This window comes from Clostridiales bacterium FE2011, from assembly GCA_017569305.1.
GTDB lineage: Bacteria > Bacillota > Clostridia > Christensenellales > Aristaeellaceae > Aristaeella.
Map to the genome: position 1 here is coordinate 2,144,411 of CP069418.1, position 18,912 is coordinate 2,163,322.

The 18,912-nt window shown below is 43.0% G+C and carries 18 protein-coding genes and 1 tRNA gene; 14 read left to right on the plus strand and 5 right to left on the minus strand.

What is annotated here, in order from left to right:
• Window positions 1-127: 127 nt before the first annotated feature.
• The 9 genes from JRC49_09650 (at window position 128) to JRC49_09690 (ending at window position 9,311) form a co-directional block, all read left to right on the plus strand.
• Window positions 128-718, plus strand: a complete 591-nt coding sequence (locus tag JRC49_09650; GenBank protein ID QTE70068.1) for a hypothetical protein — start codon at window positions 128-130, stop codon at window positions 716-718.
• A gap of 56 nt (window positions 719-774) precedes the next feature.
• Window positions 775-1,503, plus strand: a complete 729-nt coding sequence (locus JRC49_09655; GenBank protein QTE70069.1) for a hypothetical protein — start codon at window positions 775-777, stop codon at window positions 1,501-1,503.
• Between the two features lie 77 nt (window positions 1,504-1,580).
• On the plus strand, window positions 1,581-4,265 hold the full coding sequence (locus JRC49_09660) for an ATP-binding protein (GenBank protein QTE70070.1): 2,685 nt from the start codon (window positions 1,581-1,583) through the stop codon (window positions 4,263-4,265).
• 27 nt (window positions 4,266-4,292) lie between these two features.
• Window positions 4,293-4,913 carry a hypothetical protein gene (locus tag JRC49_09665; protein QTE70071.1) on the plus strand — a complete coding sequence of 207 codons (621 nt, stop codon included), beginning with the start codon at window positions 4,293-4,295 and terminating at the stop codon, window positions 4,911-4,913.
• Complete coding sequence (locus JRC49_09670; protein QTE70072.1) at window positions 4,906-7,011, plus strand: hypothetical protein; 2,106 nt, start codon at window positions 4,906-4,908, stop codon at window positions 7,009-7,011. Before JRC49_09665 ends, JRC49_09670 begins: the two co-directional genes overlap by 8 nt.
• Window positions 7,012-7,026: 15 nt before the next feature.
• A complete protein-coding gene (locus tag JRC49_09675) occupies window positions 7,027-7,236 on the plus strand; it encodes a hypothetical protein (protein QTE70073.1) in 210 nt (69 codons plus the stop codon).
• The gene (locus tag JRC49_09680) at window positions 7,236-8,423 is read left to right on the plus strand and encodes an SPFH domain-containing protein (protein ID QTE72858.1); all 1,188 of its coding nucleotides are present in this window, start codon (window positions 7,236-7,238) and stop codon (window positions 8,421-8,423) included. The genes JRC49_09675 and JRC49_09680 overlap by 1 nt, the downstream gene beginning before the upstream one ends.
• A 2-nt stretch (window positions 8,424-8,425) precedes the next feature.
• Window positions 8,426-9,106, plus strand: coding sequence for a hypothetical protein (locus tag JRC49_09685; GenBank protein ID QTE70074.1), 681 nt, complete (start codon window positions 8,426-8,428; stop codon window positions 9,104-9,106).
• A 132-nt stretch (window positions 9,107-9,238) separates the two neighbouring features.
• Window positions 9,239-9,311: transfer RNA gene (locus JRC49_09690), tRNA-Val, on the plus strand.
• 204 nt (window positions 9,312-9,515) lie between these two features.
• Here the strand turns inward: JRC49_09690 and JRC49_09695 are convergent.
• The gene (locus tag JRC49_09695) at window positions 9,516-11,015 is read right to left on the minus strand and encodes an HNH endonuclease (GenBank protein ID QTE70075.1); all 1,500 of its coding nucleotides are present in this window, start codon (window positions 11,013-11,015) and stop codon (window positions 9,516-9,518) included.
• Between the two features lie 886 nt (window positions 11,016-11,901).
• Window positions 11,902-12,294, minus strand: coding sequence for a cytidine deaminase (locus JRC49_09700; GenBank protein ID QTE72859.1), 393 nt, complete (start codon window positions 12,292-12,294; stop codon window positions 11,902-11,904).
• Window positions 12,295-13,137: 843 nt separating this feature from the next.
• Here JRC49_09700 and JRC49_09705 point away from each other — a divergent pair.
• From JRC49_09705 to JRC49_09725, 5 genes are all read left to right on the plus strand, one after another.
• On the plus strand, window positions 13,138-13,575 hold the full coding sequence (locus tag JRC49_09705) for a radical SAM mobile pair system MarR family transcriptional regulator (GenBank protein QTE70076.1): 438 nt from the start codon (window positions 13,138-13,140) through the stop codon (window positions 13,573-13,575).
• Window positions 13,572-14,273: a radical SAM mobile pair protein A gene (locus JRC49_09710; protein QTE70077.1), complete on the plus strand. Its 702-nt coding sequence runs from the start codon at window positions 13,572-13,574 to the stop codon at window positions 14,271-14,273. Before JRC49_09705 ends, JRC49_09710 begins: the two co-directional genes overlap by 4 nt.
• Window positions 14,249-15,172: a radical SAM mobile pair protein B gene (locus JRC49_09715; protein ID QTE70078.1), complete on the plus strand. Its 924-nt coding sequence runs from the start codon at window positions 14,249-14,251 to the stop codon at window positions 15,170-15,172. The genes JRC49_09710 and JRC49_09715 overlap by 25 nt, the downstream gene beginning before the upstream one ends.
• A 1-nt stretch (window position 15,173) precedes the next feature.
• Complete coding sequence (locus JRC49_09720; protein QTE70079.1) at window positions 15,174-15,527, plus strand: cupin domain-containing protein; 354 nt, start codon at window positions 15,174-15,176, stop codon at window positions 15,525-15,527.
• Window positions 15,528-15,698: 171 nt separating this feature from the next.
• Window positions 15,699-16,112, plus strand: coding sequence for an EamA family transporter (locus JRC49_09725; protein QTE70080.1), 414 nt, complete (start codon window positions 15,699-15,701; stop codon window positions 16,110-16,112).
• 549 nt (window positions 16,113-16,661) lie between these two features.
• On the opposite strand, the gene JRC49_09730 is transcribed toward JRC49_09725, so the two are convergent.
• From JRC49_09730 to JRC49_09740, 3 genes are all read right to left on the minus strand, one after another.
• On the minus strand, window positions 16,662-17,570 hold the full coding sequence (locus JRC49_09730) for an AraC family transcriptional regulator (GenBank protein ID QTE70081.1): 909 nt from the start codon (window positions 17,568-17,570) through the stop codon (window positions 16,662-16,664).
• 124 nt (window positions 17,571-17,694) lie between these two features.
• Window positions 17,695-18,474 (minus strand): DUF5131 family protein, encoded by a 780-nt coding sequence (locus JRC49_09735; GenBank protein QTE70082.1) that lies wholly within the window; start codon window positions 18,472-18,474, stop codon window positions 17,695-17,697.
• Between the two features lie 4 nt (window positions 18,475-18,478).
• Window positions 18,479-18,901, minus strand: coding sequence for a hypothetical protein (locus JRC49_09740; protein ID QTE70083.1), 423 nt, complete (start codon window positions 18,899-18,901; stop codon window positions 18,479-18,481).
• Between the last annotated feature and the right edge of the window lie 11 nt (window positions 18,902-18,912).

Here is an 18,912-nt window from a genome sequence, read left to right on the forward strand (position 1 = left end):
TATAAACATAATTCATATACACTAAAAAAACATTGTTATTTGAGGCATTTGGGGGTATAATTACAAACCATAAGAGTTCGTTTTATATATTTTGCTCCGGCCTTAGCTTTAACAAGGAGATGGTCGCTTGGGACATACAGCTGTTGATCTTCGGTGCCCCAATTGTAATAGTCCTGTCCGAACAGATCAAAAAGAATGTGGATGGTGTCATCAGCCAGTGGTTGTTTCAACGTTTACAAGTGTATATGATATGCCACTGCCGTTAGTAAACAAATATGCGAACGCGTATCGCTCGGCTTTATCAGCAAACCCAGATAATACCGAATTAAACAAATCGATAGCTTTTTGTTATCTTAAGCTTCATCTTTATGATAATGCCTGTTTTGCATTTGAAAAAGCAATAAAAGATAGTTTTGACGATTCGGAAATATATTTTTATGCGGCAATTTGCTTACTAAAAGGTAAAAAGGCATTTTTGGCATCAAGAACTGATATTGATAAAGCCATTGATTACATAAATGCAGCGAATATGATTGAGCCCAAAGGTATATACTATTATTTTTTGGCTTATATAAAGTATGATTTCTTTGAAAGAAAGTACTTGAATACAACACCAAACTACCGAGATTGCTTGGCAATGGCTGCTTCATATGGCATTTCACAGAATGATAGGATTCAATTGTTTGGAATATTAAATGTAGCCGAGCCTATATTCTAATTTAGTAACTTATGCTGTGGCCACACACAGCAAAAAAAGTATAAAGGAGAACGGCCATGAATTACGAATTGACAAAGCATTACTTCAAAGTAGTCGATGACCATGTGGATGAGACGCTTAATTATAAGCCATCTCTCATTATGGGTGGAATTGGTTTGATTTTATTGCTTGCTGTGAAAAGCTTTGGGGGCACTATTCTCGGACTGGGCTTGATTGCCTTGGGTGTATATTACATTATCCACCAAAAGAGTCAGATCCAGGAAAAAAAAGATAAAATCCAGAAGGAAATAGAAGCGATTCCGACAGATGAGCAATATGATGGAGAAGTTCTTAAGTCTCTTAATAATCTCAGAGAAAAAGCTCTTAGTAAACTCGGAATTGATGAAGAAGAAGTTAGTGAAATAGAGCCTATTTCCTTTGATGGCTATGTTTATAGAGGAGCCACTGAACTTAAAAAGGGCAAGGATGGACTGTTTAGAACAAATAAGTATGAATGTGTGCAGTTGTTCTTCTCCCAGAACGAGGTTCATTGTTATACTTACAATTTTGACACAATAACTGATAAGCATTTTGAATCGACTGATGTATATTTCTATAGGGACATTGTTGCTGTTTCTACTTCTAGTGAGGTTGAAAAGGTCCTGGAGCAGAACGTTGAGTATGAAACCTTTAAACTGACTACTGCTGGTGGGACAGCGTTGCAGGTTTCTCTGCGAGATGTGAATAACGCTCAGAGATCTATCAATGCAATGCGTTCACTTCTCAGACAAAAGAAGTCAATGTGAGTTTTATGCCCGTGTGAATTGCTTCTGTGGCAAAGTTGGTTCACACGGGCATACTTTATGGTTGGAGGATATCGACAATGGCGAATATGGTTTATTTATCTAAATTACCAAGTAACGAAACAATAGCGGTAAGTGCTATCGAGATAACTGCAGTACCTCATTTATCCATTATCGATTCTCAATTATCAGAAAGCAAGGTTAATGAACAATATAAGAGGGAAATAATGTCCTTGCTTAATGAAGTATTCCAACTATACAGAAATCCATTTGAAACGGGAAATACACAACAGTATAAGGAGTTGGCACTGGAACTTCTTTGGATAACAACTCCTGTGAACAATCAACCGTATAAAGCTGCAATCCATATATATATAGTTTTTAGAGCATTAGACAAAGATGAGCAAACTGCTATAAAAATAATACAGAATGAATGCTCATTGTTTAAGTCTATCCTTTCTGGACAAAAATACGATTGGAAAGAAATAGAGTATTCTGAACTTGAACAGATTGTATCAAAAGTTGATGATACTGCAATCCATGCAATTGCAAAGGAAGAGCGACTAGACAATTTACAGAATCAAATTCTTCCTTATTGCTACTCATACGACAGGCTTCCGTCAACACATGAGGATCTGGGCAGACTCGTTAATGTGCTTTCAGAGTATCCGAATAGTGCTGTGTCCGTTCAGTTAATTCCGACAGGACTAAATAGTGCAGAGGCAGCAGAGATAGATAGAACAACACAAATGCTTGAAATGCTTCACAGGGGAATAGCTGATCGTGGAGTGGGTAATGTTAGTTTTACTCTTGCTGAAAAGTCATCACAAGTATATAAATACTATGCGGATAATAAACGAGCCCCTCTTTTTTGCTATAATATTCTTGTTTTCGGAACAGAATTGGCAGCAACAAATATAGCAAATCGCCTTCTGGGGCAATTATCTTCTTCGAATGAAACAAGTGCAAATCTGGAAATTATCAAGTTGTATAATGATAACCTCAACAAAGATCAATCACTTTCTGCTCTTCCATGGATAGCTAACGAATATTTAATAAATCAGGGGAGATCCCAATATATATGGTCTGCTGATAACGTCTCCCCATCTTTTTATCGTCTACCGAATATAATCACCAGCGAAGAAGCTGCTGAATTATTTAGGCTACCAATTGGTTCTGAAAGAGTTTCGGCTGGTTTGCATATTAATGAAGCTGAGAAAACAAGTAAAACATATGGCGATCGTATTATAAACACAGGAGATATCACTTTAGGCAAACTACGCTCTTCAACAAAATCAGATACTATCGGTATTTCCTTAAAAGACTTGACAAAGCACATGCTTGTTGTGGGAACACCTGGTTCGGGAAAGACCACTTTCTCAGTCAGCCTTCTCGACAGGCTATGGAAAGATCATAATATTCCTTTCCTTGTAATTGAACCGGCAAAAAACGAGTATCGTGCATTGATCCAAAGTATCCCGGATCTCCAAGTCTTTACACCTGGAAAGAACTTTATATCTCCTTTTGTTTTTAATCCATTTGTTCCGCCTAAAAACGTTCGCCTGGAAACATATAAATCCACACTAAAAACAGCTTTTTCCGCAGCTGTTTCTATGTCAACACCGTTGGATAAAATATTCGAGGAGACAGTCAATAATTGCTATTCTGATTTCCGCTGGCTTGATTCTTATACAACAGACAATAAAGGCCAAGTATTCAATATCCATGATTTTATTAGATGCTTCCAACAAACATTTGAATCTATAGGATACACCGGCGATGCTCGCAATATTGGTCGAGCTGGTGTGGTCAGATTGAATAGTATGATTAATCTTTTTGATAACTATTCGACTATTCCTGTGGAAGATCTATTATCTAAGCCAACAGTAATAGAACTTGCTGCGATCGAAAACTCTGATGAAAAAGCATTGGTTATTGCGATCCTTTTACTCTCAATTCTTGCATATGTGAATAGCAATTATGTGGGCGAAGGTGATTTGAAAAATGTCATTTTACTTGAGGAAGCACATGTGTTGCTTGATTCAAACCAGAATAGTTCACAAGGTGAGGCTAATCCCAGTGCAATTGCACAAGGCTTGATCAAAAGAATGTTGGCAGAATGCAGATCTTATGGGGTCAGTCTTATTATTGCGGATCAATCTCCACGCAAAGTATCAACGGATGTTGTAGCTTTGACGGACATTAAAATGGCGTTTAGGTTGGTAGAGGCCATTGACAAACAGATAATTGCTGATAGTACAGGATTAAGTGATAATCAGTTGCAACGATTGGCAAAGCTCAAGCCTGGTGAAGCATTCACATTCTTTGGACGCTTGGAAGAACCAGAAGAAATTATAACTCCCGATTATCGTCTGGAGCATAATATTAGCATCTCTCTTTCAGATGAAAGCATTAGAAAACTCTCAACATATTGGAATTGCAGAAAAGAGATGCTACGACCATATCCTGAATGCAATCATATTCTATGCTGCAAAAACCAATGCTGTTATGAACGACGAATTCTCGCAAGAGAAGTGGCACGCCGAATCTATACACATTATTGCAATTCTCAATCTAATGATATTGAAATCGTTCGGCAAATAATGATAAAGCTGTCAGCTCTAATAAAAGCCGAACTTAATGATGAAGAGTTTACTCCTGAACTAAAAGCATGTGTAAAAGTACATCTTTGGCGGAAATTAATCTATGGAACCCAAATAAAGATTTCGCCCCAAACAGTTAATTCTTCGCTCAACAAGCAATAACTCCTTGTGAAATGGAGATGTTTGGAAATGAAAGAGAAACTTCAAACATTTGGTAAGAATTTTATTCGTCAGGGATATATCTATACATTGGTTTGCCTCGTTTTAGGTCTTGTACTGACTATATGGTCCGAACAAGCATTGTTTAGCATAGTGGTATCTTTGCTTATCTTTGTACTTTTATATGGCATTATACATATTGTTTGTTATTTCGTATCGGAACCAAAGATTGCAAAGAATGGTCGATTCTTACTGAAAGGTTTACTCGCAATCGAAGCGGTTGCCATATTCTGCCTTGCGTATTTTTTATCGATGAAAACAGTCATTGTCGTTTTTGCTTCAGTAATGGCAATCATGAGTTCAGTAAGGTTTCAGTGTGCCATCGATTTACAAAGGCAGAAGTTTAAACCTTGGTACATGTTTCTAATTTTTGGTTCTTTTATTCTTATTATGGCATGTCTACCATTTATCTTCCAGCTGACTGATTCAGTTCTTTTCAGAATTGTTGGAGTAACGATGCTGTTTGAAATGATAGATGATTTTATGTGCAGAGTAATTGTAAAGACTTCCGATGAAGACACTACTATAAAAGAAGATACAACTATTAGCGAAGAAGATATAACTGAAAAAGGAGCATCGACAGATGAGTGAGTATGAAGTTGGTTTAGATTCAATTGACACTTCATCTGATGTTTCTGATACGTCTAGTAGTGATTTTTCCGAAGACATAAGCGATACTGATGCAGAATCTTTTGAAGAAATGCCGGAAGACAGTATTGATTTATCAGATGATGATAGTGTTGATGAGCCGATAGATGATATTGCTGAAGATGTTGAAGAATCGGTGGAGAGTGTTTCTACAGACGTTTTACCGGAAGACATTATCGAAGATATCCCTGATGAAAATTATGAATTGGTATCAGAAGATGATTATGATGAAACAATAAAAGAGGATTTTGAAGATATTCCTGAAGACATAGAGATGGAACAAATGGATGATTTGGCTGAAGAACCCGTAGATGTTGCGGAACCGGACATGGAAGATACAGTCTCTGATGCAATTCCCGAGGACGCAGAAACAGAACAGATGGATGATCTGACTGATGAGCCTGCAGATAATGCAGAGCCTGAAATGGAAGATACAGTCTCTGATGCAATTCCCGAGGACGCAGAAACAGAACAGATGGATGATCTGACTGATGAGCCTGCAGATAATGCAGAGCCGGACGTGGAAGATGCAGTCTCTGATAACATTCTCGAGGACGCTGAAATAGAACAGATGGATGATCTGACTGATGAGCCTGCAGATAATGCAGAGCCTGAAATGGAAGATACAGTCTCTGATGCAATTCCCGAGGACGCAGAAACAGAACAGATGGATGATCTGACTGATGAGCCTGCAGATAATGCAGAGCCTGAAATGGAAGATACAGTCTCTGATGCAATTCCCGAGGACGCAGAAACAGAACAGATGGATGATCAGACTGATGAGCCTGCAGATAATGCAGAGCCTGAAATGGAAGATACAGTCTCTGATAACATTCCCGAGGACGCAGAAACAGAACAGATGGATGATCTGACTGATGAGCCTGTAGATAATGCAGAGACGGACATGGAAGATACAGTCTCTGATGCAATTCTCGAGGACGCTGAAACAGAACAGATGGATGATCTGACTGATGAGCCTACAGATAATGCAGAACCTGAAATGGAAGATACAGTCTCTGATGCAATTCCCGAGGACGCTGAAACGGAACATTATGCAGGCTCACATTCGGAAACAAACAATTACGAAACTGTCCCGGAAAAGAAAGATACAAACAGTCTGGAAACAGTAGGCGAAAAACCTCCTGTAGATAACCAGTATCGTGAAAGATGGGAAAATTTTGGGAAAGAGTTTATAGATGTAGATGATACTTCAAAATGGGATACACTGAAGGATGTTCCGTTTGCTGGAGACAAGTTTAATGATGCTTCCATTGATTCATTGTATGAGACTTCGGATGTGGATGCATATAAGCCGGATGAAAAAGAAGTTTCTGATCATTTTGATGCTCCCAGGGCATCAGATTTATGTGACGAAATATTACACGATATTCCGCAGGACCGGCAAAATGCAATTGATATGGCATATAGAAATGCCCCGCATGAGATAGTTGATGCACTTAATGATTGTGCTTCAGATTTAAAACCTATTGAAGACACAGGGTATTCACAAGATGAATATGGCCGAATAGTAAAAGATGGTTGTTATTACTCTCCTGATGATAAACAAGTCAGGATGGATGAAAGACTTGATAATGATGAATATGCAGAAATAGTACCTCATGAATTAAGCCATTTCTTGGACCATGAAAGGGGTTGGGAATCAAGATCCTCTGAGTTTGTTAATGCCATAGCAAGTGATTTAAACCAGATGGATAGAAATACGCCAGAAGGACGTATGCGATATAACGAGATGCTTGATGATGCATTTAACACAGGTGCGGCATATGATCGTAATGTCTCGGATATTATGAATGGAGTTTTCAAAAATGATCCTGAAATGGCTGAGCGATTTCTTGATGAAGGTGTCCCGAGATACACTCATCAAGATGAATATTGGGCGATACCGAATAATAGAGAGGCGGAAACATATGCTAATATGGGAGCAATTCTATGCTCAGATAATAGGATTAGCAATGGATTCCTTGAACGATATTATCCAACAACATATAATCAATTTAAAAAATTCTATGGGATTAGTTAAAGGAGGATATGAATAATGAACTCAATTGAATTTGGTCAGTTATGTAGACCATTTAATGTTGCCTATCGTGATCTGTTTGGTACTATTCCTGTTCCTTCTGAATATGCTTGTACAAGAGAGCAATTTCTTAAAGCTCTAAAACAGGCTGTCAGTGAAAAGAAAATGATTGAAACATATTTACTTAAACGCACTTATCATAATGATGGACGATTGGAGGAAGAATAATGGCTTTGTTCAAGAAAAATCCCAATGAAGTGGCTTACACTGGTGGAAAGAAGCATTGGGCTGACGTTATAAAGAATACGGGCCCCGGTGAATTGTTGATTTGGCGTCAGCCGGAGGAAGACTTCAACACAAATTCAACCGTCATTGTTATGCCTGGTGAAGAAGCCATCTTTATTAAAGGTGGGACTGTGGAGCAGGTGTTTCAAAATGGCACATATAAGTTATCAACTGAAAACTATCCGTTTATCAGCAGACTGAGAAATGCCTTTACTGGTGGAATTAGCACGTTTAACTGTGTTGTTTACTTTGTCCGGAAAGCAGATAGCCAGGAAATTAGATGGGGAACAGATAGTCCAATACAGGTTCGAGATAAGGTTTGGGGTGTTCGGACAGACGCAAAAGTTCGGGGGGCTTATAAAGTACGGATTATTAATCCTGCAAAGTTTCTCGAAAAGCTTGTAGGAAATAATGTGCCTTATCAGCTTCAGGAGGATCTTTATAAATATTTTTCTACCGAGTTTCAAGGTAAAATCAAAACTGGCATATCCAAGTTTTTGAACAGTTTAGATCAGGAATTAATAGGTATTGATGCTTACATAGATGAGCTGTCTGATAAAATTGAACCATATATTGATGAAGCTCTGGATGACTATGGTTTGAAATGTGTTAAATTCTCATTGGCCGGGCTGGATATAGATACAACAAAATATGATGTCATCGATCAGTCGCAGATGGAACTGATTGCGCGTCAAAGAGGGTATACTGGCGATAAAGTGGGTTTAGAAATACTTGGAACAGATTGGGGAAGAGTAAAAGGCGCTGAAATTCTTCGAGATATGGCTAATAATCCTGGCGCGGGAGGGACGGCTGCAGCAGGAGCGGGTCTGGGAATGGGAATAGGCGCAGCAGGAGCATTTGGTGCAATAGCTCAGCAAGTATTTGCTCCGGCATATAACGGGTTTGCACCTCAGACACCGCAACCATATCAACAACCTACGTCTGGAAGATTTGGACAGGTTTCCCAGAATCAATCAGCTACATCCCAAACGTCCGTACAGAGTTCTGCTTCATCAAGCGACAGAGTAACAAAATTGCGTGAATTAAAAACTATGCTTGATGAGGGGTTGATTGATCAAGCAGAATATGATGCTACCAAAGCTGATATTCTTCGGGAAATGAGGGGATAAAAATGGAGAAAAAAAAGATTCAAAGTATTATATTGTCGGCGGTTTTTCTAGTTGTATTTAATGCTGTTTTTTTCCTGGTAATAGAGAATAACCCTCCCACTTCTGTTTGGATTGCATATTCTTTTATTCACTTGTCATATATATTACTACTTATTGTACCCCTCTTTGTTGTGAAGAGCTCAAGTTCCTCTGTATTTGGATTCTCTTTATATACGATTGCCTCAATTTACTTTTTTGTTGAGTTATTATTTGGCATAGTGATTATTATATTCAAACCAACATCGTATCAGTGGTCCTTGATTATTCATCTTGTTATTACCGGTATATTTGCCACGCTTTTTTTATCACATTTAATAGTCAACGAAAAAAGTGCTGAAAGCATTAAAAGGCATGAACAAGAAGTATTCTTTGTGAAGGATTGTTCTTCGAGAATTACAATGCTGATTGGAAAAACAAATGACAAATCAACAAACAAAGCAATTGAAAAGCTATATGATTTAATACATTCAAGTCCATCAAAATCCAGCTCTTCTGTTCGTACAATTGAGAACAACATTAGTATTCTTATTGATGACTTATCCAAATCTGTCAATAATGATGACTCTGAAAGCACTTTGCAAATCATCAAACAGATTGAACAAGCTATTGATGAACGTAATAGAAGAATTGGAATAAGCCAATAATAGATAAAAGCAAAACTAATGAACCTATCGATCTATCTGAAACAAAGAAACAGTTATTTCGATGAGCCTTTGGTCATTTTTTCCTTGACCGGAAACAAAGGGCGTGATATAATGCCTTTCGTTCCCGGTTATGGTCTGTTGGCTCAGTTGGTAGAGCACATCGTTCACATCGATGGGGTCACTGGTTCGAGTCCAGTACAGACCACACGGAATAAGGATCACCTTCGTGGTGATCCTTTTTTCGTATCGCCTGTGGCGATCTCAGAACCAGCAGACCCGGGATGTGAAACATCGACGGGGGAAAGCCGCCGAGGACTATATATATTCTGAGTCAATGATACTGCCTGCTTGGAGTGTATCGCCCTGTTTGTTTTCATACATAAATAGGAGAATTGGAAATTTGTGACTTTTATTTTCGCTGTTTTGCTTTTCGGAAAGAGTCTTGCCGAGCTTTAATGGCGGCATCCAGTTCGTCTTTGTTAATATGTGCGTTATCAAGCGGTCCGTTTCTCACTAGAGTGTATCCTTTGCTTAGGCCGAATTCTTCATCCGATACTTTTGCCATCGCATTCAAAGATTTTTTCACACTGATGCCACCGGTGTGTTTGAAAGCCGCATTGATTTCGGTTGGAATGGCCCGAACGGTTTTTCGGTCGCCACATTCGTGCCACGTCAGGTTATGATCTTGCATGTATTTCTGAACACGTTGCGTTGACCACACTTCTCCTGTTTCTTTGCTCAGCCGCTGAGCTGCTGCAGAAGCTGCTTTGGTATATGTACCGTTTGATCCGTCTCTTTTGTCTGAGAATGAATCCAGTTCAACATGCTGTATAAATGAATCCTCATACTTGGAAAAATCAGGCTCTTTGTTATAATATTCGATTCCATCTTCGATATTATATTTGTCAATAATATCTTGATAGGTTACTGTATGTATTTTTCCTCCTTTTTGCCAGGTTACCGTGCTGTTAGCATCCGGGATCCATTTGCTGTTTCCCTTTTCTCCTTCCCAATGACCATGTGATTTTGGCAAGACGGATGCGGTAACATTTTGGTCGACTATATCTTTGACAAGCTCAGCTGTTTTCTTTTCGGAAGATTCTGTACTGTTTGCTTCAGAAGCATTATTGGCATCTGAATTGCTTGCATTCCCAAAAGGATGCTCAGAATTTGGAATATCATATTCTGTGTTATTGTCCGCTTTTTTCGGCTCACTGTCAGATTTGTTTGTGTCTGCATTGTAAGATTCTGTAGAATCTGTATTAATGTTTTTGATATCTCCAACCTCAGCATCTGTAACTTCTGCATAATCTCCTGTTTCGGAACTATCGATATTCTCGAATTCAGGACATGATTCGACTATCTCATTCAGGATGTCGGGCAATTCATCTATTATATCTTCATCAGGATCAAATGGATGCTCTTCTGTATCAGTGATTTTTATATCTTCGAGTTTCTGCTCCGAACTTAAATCAAGATTATATTCTGTATAAATATTTTCATCTAATAATATAGGAATATCATTATCAAGATCTTCAATACTATCTTCCGTTAAATCGTAAAAGTCCTCTGTGCCTTCGATATCAAACAAAGTATCTTCCATGTGGTTTTTTTCTTTCAAGTATTTTGAAGCACCATTCGAATCTGATAAGGATTCCTCTATTTCAATGTATTCAGCTTCTTCAAACTCAAGCTCAGGGAGTGTACCTGAATCAATGTCTTCTGAAAAATCATCTTCCATTATGGACGAGGTATTCCCGTCTATACTGTCAGTATTCTCATCAAGTATTGTTTCCCAGTCATCTATATTACCTGAAGAAGTGTCTTCAATATCTGTGTACTCAGAACAGGAAGAAATGTCAGACATGTCTGTATCGAAATCAGAAGTGTCATCATAAAACTTACCCATTGTTTTACTCCGTTTCTGCAAATTCAAAGTCTTTTATGTGTGAGGAAAGGGCAACCAGGCTTTTTTCTTTAATAGCATAATATGGTAGTAATGGAAAAGTTTCTGGTTGAGGGGTATTGTATATAAACTCCTTTGTGATGAAAAGTCTTATTCACACATCGGGTTTTAGCATGTGTTCTGACATATATTGTGATCAGGATATCTCCCATTTATTTATGATGCTGAGAATGTGATTTCGTGAATCGGTTTGATTTAAAAGTAATTATCGGATCGAGCATTTTTTGTTTGGTCTATATTATCATAATCAAATCTTCTTTTTCAATTATCAACTAAGTTTTTCGCTAGTATAATATGATCGTCTTTAATATACACACACCTACATACCTCTCCTGAAAATGAAAAGTCTCATATTTCAAGAGGGTAAGGGAATCTTTTGCATATCAAAAGTTTGATGATTTGAATATGCGGGTAGAGCACATCGTTCACATCGACGGGGCAAACGAAGGAAACGTCTCCCCAGTGGGGAGTGCCGAAGGCAAGTGCCCTGAGTTTGTTAGCGTGAAAGGGAGAATGAAGCCTGCCCCAAGGGCTTCAGGCGACCATTGAACGAACGGAATACTGGTTCGAGTCCAACTGTCACCACCACGAATCCGGTGGGCGTTCAAGATCAACGCCTACCGGTTTTTTTTGCGTACCCCTCTAGGGTACGCACTTTTCGAAGTCAGGAGTACGCACTTTTTTGTCAGAGGGGTACGCAAAAAGGGTACGCAGATCACCTGAAAACTGCATACCCTTGTAAGGCGACTCGTTCACATCAACCAATGACCGTTAGTCCGCATAACTTCCGAAATTCCTTACAAACAAGTATCCCGACCAACTGGAATCTTTATTTATGCCGTGGATATTCTGGCATTAATTCAATCAATCTTTCTGTGCGTCCTTCTTTATCCAATAGGATTTCAATGTTTTCCACATCGCCGCCTAAATGCATCATAAATTCTCTGCAAATACCACAAGACGGAATAATGTTGCCATCTTTATATACTGAAACCACTTTTGTAATTTCACTTTCTCCATATGTAAGCATTGTTGATAGAGCATTTCTTTCAGCACACATTCCTATAGAGCCATCAGTATCTATACATATTCCTTTGTAAATATTTCCCTTTTTTGTGAGCACGGCAGATGCCACACTTCCTACCCACATTTTATTCGAAACATCATGAGGATTCAAAACACTCATAGCTTCCTCATATAGTCTTTCCCATTCTTTGTCCATCGTTTTTCCCCCTAATAAATCCCAATTGGCCTTAGTCAATAATTTCAAAAGATATTTTGGCAAGCCCATACTGGCTACCGATCCCAATTTTAACATATCCTCTGGATTTTTGACAGAAAACTTTCGCTGCTGTCATTAACCCAACCTTCGCCTTGGACTTGAACGTCATACTATATGTTGCATAGCCATCATAATTTATATACACGGTGGCATGGCTCAGTCGGTAGAGCACATCGTTCACATCGACGGGGCAAACGAAGGAAACGTCTCCCCAGTGGGGAGTGTCGAAGACAAGTGACTTGAGTTTGTTGGCGTGAAAGGAAGAATGAAGCCTGCTCCAAAGGCTTCAGGCGACCATTGAACGAACGGAACACAGGTTCGAGTCCTGTTGCGACCACCAACCCAAGAAAGTCCTTGAGAAATCAGGGACTTTCTTCTTTTTTGTCTTCTCCCCCGGGGCGTTCAAATCCTCCCCGCAAGAGCGTTTTTTCATGATGTAAACGGTTTGCTCCGTCAACATGGCTACGCGATTTTCGCGTAGCTCTATTGGCAGTCATACCGTCATTTTCGGTTTTCGTAGATGTAAACGGAATGACGGATACCGACAAAAATCCCGCGGGGAGTTTTCTGCTGCTCCCCGTGGGCTATTTTATTTCTACCTCAGGCTACCACGCCGATGCACTGCTTCATGCTGATTCGGAGCCGGATCAAGGTCAAGCGCTACGCAGTCATCAACATCAACAAGGGATTCCTCATGTTCATATCACTCCTTGCAATTTCTCATTGACAGAAAAACTCCTATATGGTACAATTTCAAAGTACTACTATGTAGGAGTTGTTTTCATGGTAACGAACGGCGGTTTTCTGGTCACAAAGATCAAGCAGCTGGGTGACCGTATCTTTGAAAAAGTGCTGGCCGAAAAAGGCGTTGACGCCTTCAACGGCGCACAGGGACGGATCCTGTATGTCCTCTGGCAGCAGGACGGCGTGCCGATCAAAACAATCTCTGAAACATGCGGTCTTGCCATCACATCCCTGACCACAATGCTGGAGCGCATGGAACGCCAGGGCCTGCTCCGCAGAGAGCCTGACAGCCGGGACAAGCGGAAGACCCTGTTGTTCCTGACCGATAAAGCCAGAGCGCTGAAGGCCGACTATGACGCCGTTTCCGACCAGATGGGGGCGCTATATTATCAGGATTTCACGGATGATGAAGTCCGGCAGTTTGAGGAATACCTGCAGCGGATACAGCGGAATCTGGAGGAGAAGCTAAAGTCATGAGCGTATGCATCAAGGATCTGATCCAGAACATGAACCTGGTGATCGGTTGTACGGTGGGCTGTCCGTACTGCTACGCGCGAAACAATGTGAAGCGTTATCACATGATCGATGATTTCTCACAGCCGGAGTTCTTTCCGGGCAAGCTGCGATTGATGGACAAGCCCCGCCCGCAGAACTTCCTGCTGACGGGCATGAGCGACCTGGCGGGTTGGAAACCGGAATGGCGTGAGGCGGTCTTTACGAAGATCCGCGAGAACCCCCAGCACCAGTTCCTCTTCCTCAGCAAGCGTCCCGACCTGCTGGATTTCAGCACCGACCTGGACAATGCCTGGTTTGGCGTCACAGTTACCCGAAAAGCAGAGCTCTGGCGCATCGACGCGCTGCGGAAAAATGTAAAAGCCGGACATTATCACGTAACCTTCGAGCCGCTCTTCGATGATCCGGGCACGGTAGATCTGTCCGGTATCGACTGGATCGTCGTCGGCACCATGACCGGAGCGCAGAGCCGGAAGATTCACACCGAGCCCGCATGGGCTTGTTCCCTGACAGAGCAGGCGCATAACGGTCACATCCCCGTTTTCTGGAAAGAGGATCTCGTTCCCATCATGGGTGAAGAACAGATGATCCAGGAACTGCCGGGAGCATTCAATCATGTATTGGAGGAGCAGAGAACATGGAGCAGCCGGAAATCAAAGTAGGATTTGTCCAGACGAAGAGCATCATGACCAAGTCGAATGGGCCGCTGGGCGGGTATTCGGTCAACCCGTATGTGGGCTGTCCCCATGCCTGCAAATACTGCTATGCCAGCTTTATGAAGCGGTTTACCGGGCATACCGAGGATTGGGGCACCTTCATGGATGTGAAGGAATGGCCCGCCATCACCAATCCGCAGAAATATGCCGGGCAGAAGGTGATCGTCGGCACGGTGACCGACGGATATAACCCGTTGGAGGAGAAGTTCGGAAAGACCCGCCTTCTTCTGGAACAGCTGAAGGACAGCGGCGCGGATATCCTGATCTGCACCAAATCCGATCTCGTCCTGCGGGATATGGATCTGCTGACGGAGATCAACAAGCGGAACCGGCTGACGGTTTCATGGTCAGTGAACACGCTGGATGAAAAATTCAAAAACGATATGGACGCGGCGGTCAGCATCGAAAGACGTCTCGCGGCTATGAAGCAGGTCTACGACGCGGGCATCCGGACGGTATGCTTCATTTCGCCGGTATTTCCCGGGATCACGGACATTGAGGCGATCTTCGAACGGGCGAAGGATCAGTGCGACCTGGTCTGGCTGGAGAACCTGAACCTGCGCGGCGGATTCAAGAAGACGATCATGGACTATATCGCGGCGAAGTATCCGCATCTGATGCCGCTGTATGAGGAGATCTACGGAAAGCGGAATCGCGGCTATTTTGAAGCCCTCGAAAAGAAAGCCGAAGAGATGGCTCACAGATACGGCTGCCGCTTCGTGGATAATGAAACGCCCTACGAGCGCGTACCGCAGGGGCATCCGACCATCGTGGACTACTTCTATCATGAAGAGGTTCGAGGCTCCCAGAATACGGGAGTTCGAAATAAGAAGGAGGAAAACTGACATGGCAAACTTCAGCAAGTGGAACGCAAAGCAGGACCCGAGAACCGAACTGCACGACGTACTGGGACTGACCGGCGCGGAGATCAGCATCAACAACCTTCCCGCAGGCGCTGGTGTGCCTTTCGTACACGCCCATAAGAAGAATGAGGAAATCTACATCATCCTGTCCGGCAAGGGCAGCGCTGTACTCGACGGCGAAAAAGTTGATTTTGCCGCCGGAGATGTGATCAGGGTAGCGCCCGCAGTGAAGCGGCAGTTCAGCGCCGCCGCCGATTCACCTGTCAGCTGGGCCTGTATTCAGGTTCGGGAGAATTCCCTCGAAGAGTATACTGCCGGGGATGCTGTCATCGGATAAGACAGGATCAATGGCTTGAAATCAGTCTGGCTTCGCTGCAGTACTTTTCATCCATGAAAGAGGTCATCGACACCAGTGGGTTGACTGTTGACCAAATCGCCGAACTGATCATGAGCGAATAACGCCATGATCATATTGCTCCGGAAAATCGGGATTGGGAGGAGTATCATTATGTGGTTTTTGCTGGCACTTGGTTCCGCTGTTTTTGCTGCGTTGACATCAATACTGGCGAAGATAGGAATAGAAGGTGTCGGATCGAATCTGGCTACTGCGATCCGTACGATGGTTGTCGTTCTCATGGCATGGGGAATGGTATTGATTACGCATCAGCAAACCGGAATAAAAGACATCAGCCAGAAAAGCTGGTTTTTCCTGATCCTGTCCGGCCTTGCTACTGGTGCCTCATGGCTTTGCTATTACAAGGCTTTGCAGATGGGAGAAGCTTCCAAAGTCGTTCCGATTGATAAGTTGTCCGTTGTCATTACGCTGATACTGGCGTTTGTTTTTCTGCATGAAGAATTGACCCTTAAGTCAATGATAGGGTGTATTCTGATTGGAGCCGGAACAATGTTGATGGTTTTGTGATACAAGTTCCAGTTGGTCGGGACACTTGTTTGTAAGGAAAATCGGAAGATAAAGCTACAAAGAGGATGAACACCCCTGACCGTGAACACCCCCTGAACACCCTGAACACCCCGTGTTCATAAAACCGTGAACACCCCCTGAACACCCCTTGGCTGAACACCCGCCCGTGAAACAAGAAAACCGCCAGTTCATTTGAAATCAAAGGCTTCAGCGGTTTGAACACGGCTTCATATTTTTGTTGCAAACTCGACCACATAGCCAGAGCACATCGTTCACATCGACGGGGCAAACGAAGGAAACGTCTCCCCAGTGGGGAGTGTCGAAGACAAGTGACTTGAGTTTGTTGGCGTGAAAGGAAGAATGAAGCCTGCTCCAAAGGCTTCAGGCGACCATTGAACGAACGGAACACTGGTTCGAGTCCACTGGACATAGATTTGAGTTCGGACGATGACAGAACGGACTGTCCTTGCAGTCACGTTCTTGAGTCCAGTACAGACCACACGGAATAAGGATCACCTTCGTGGTGATCCTTTTTTCGTGGGCCGGATATTACCTTTTTTCAATTGGCAGCCAGATTTGTATATAGCGCTCCGCTCTCGGCGCCCAGTGCATTACAACAATCTCCGGTGCGTCCTTCAGCTGAAAGCCCATCTCAGGCATCCATTCTGTGATGATCTGTACCCGCTGCTTCAGAAGATCGCAATAATCATTGATCGTGTTTTTTTCGCTTTTTGCTTCCAGGATCAGGTATGTGGACTGTGGAATGACCACATTTTCCAGAGCAAGGCCTTCCACAAAATCCACTCCCGTAACGGTGTGATCAAAAAGATGCTCCCTGTCCCATTCATCCAGCTGATGGCAGTAATAAAAATCATATCCTTCGCCATCAATGTTTGTCACAAGCTGGTAAATGTCGCCGCCGCCCGCCACGCCTCTCAGGAACCACTGAATTCCCCGCGTTGTGACATACCAGTTTTCTTCCTGCCGGGCTCGTTCCTCTCCCCACGGTTCTCCGTGGAACCGCTCCTTGTGTCCTGTCAGGATCATTTCGGGCTTTTCTTCGATTCTGTAGTTCATAGAAGCACCACCTTCCATTGATACTTTCAGTACGATTCTGGAAAAGGACCGCAGAGGTGTGCCTCCTGTTTTTACCTGGGAGGGCAGGACTCCGTGAAACCGCTGGAAAGCTCTTGCAAAACTGTCCGGATTGTCATAACCGTATTTCACGGCAGCGTCGATGACCTTCATTTCTCCCCGTGCCAGGTCCGCTCCCGCCAGGGAAAGCCTTCTGTTTCGGATATACTCCCCCAGGGTCATGTCGCAGACGATGCTGAACACTCTCTGAAAATGATAGCTGGAAGAAAAGCTCTGCGCAGCAGCCTCCTCCAGGTTCACATCCTCAAGGATGTGCTCTTCCACATAATCAATTGCCTTTTGTAATCCGGTCATCCAGTTCATCGTTTTGCTCCTTTTCCGATCGTCCGACTGGATTGTAATGCATCCTGAAAAACCTTTCCCTACTTATTTTGCGCTTTGACGTAGTATACTCCCGTGTTTGTCCCCGGGTCACACGCCTGAGTTGTTATAAAGTATCCTGTGCCTCAATATCCGGTACAAATCCATCCGTGATTCTGTAGTCGATGCCTGCTTTGCGCGCCTGGGATACCTGGAAGCGGCGGGGGACCCGGTGCAGTTTGCCGTCTTTGATCAAATAGGCTCCTGTCTGGTGGAACTGGAAAGGGACGCCTTTGTTCATACACTGGCGGCGGACGTCCAGAACCCATTTGTAATCAAGGGGCCGCACGTTGATGCCGGATTCGCCTGAGCAGGCCACTTCGCAGATGCTGCCGTCAAGATACTTTTCAAGATTGACCGGGCCGAGCATGGGGCCGAGGATAATCGTTTTGAATTTGATGGGAAGCCCTGCGAAGATCGGCAGGCGGAAATCCGCCCGGTCCTGGTTTTCACAGGTGCAGCCTACGATCACATTATCATAGCCGTTTCCCCAGTCAGGCGGTATACATTCCATAAAGCGTTCGATGCGCTTTGTGAAGAAGTAAAACATACAGTCACTGCGGCGCTTTATCATTTCCCAGCATTCATCACGCCATTCGTCCGCGTCTTTCAGCAGAAAATCCGAGGTAAAGCAGGTCATGACGAGAGAACCGGGCGCAACCTTCGGTGTTCCGTCACGCTTCGTTTTGACCGGCAGGTTGAAATTCTGTGTTTTGCGGCATTGCTCTGACGAAACCGTACTGCCGTATGCTTCATCCTGCCGGTAAACATAGCAGTAACGGCAGCCTTCGGAATACTTTGTGCAGCCATGCCAGGGGTTCCAGCTTGCGTATTTCTGTTCACTCATTGCGTTATATCAGGCAAAGGATAATGTTGACCAGGATCAGGATATGCAGAACAGTGTGATACAAATCCGGGATCAGTCTTGTATCACTGGCGGGAATAATCCGGATGCTGTCCCGGAAGCACTCGTTATACCCCTGCAGTTTCTTTTCGCTTGCGCCGAAGATCGTGAAATACCAGTGGCACATAAACTGCACGACGAACCAGAGTAGCAGGACGCCAAAGAGAATCCACTTTCCGGCCGGCTGGAAGCAGTGAAAAGCGATGATGCCAAGGGTGTACAGGCAGAGCATGAAGAACTCGGCGCTCTTTATGCCGACGCCTCCCACAAGAATCTTTTTTCCGATTTTGTATGTGATGGTGCATCCCAGGAACCAGATCCATAAGATCACCTGGAAGATGATTGCGAGTGTCACAGCCGGTACCTCCATGGAATTTAAGT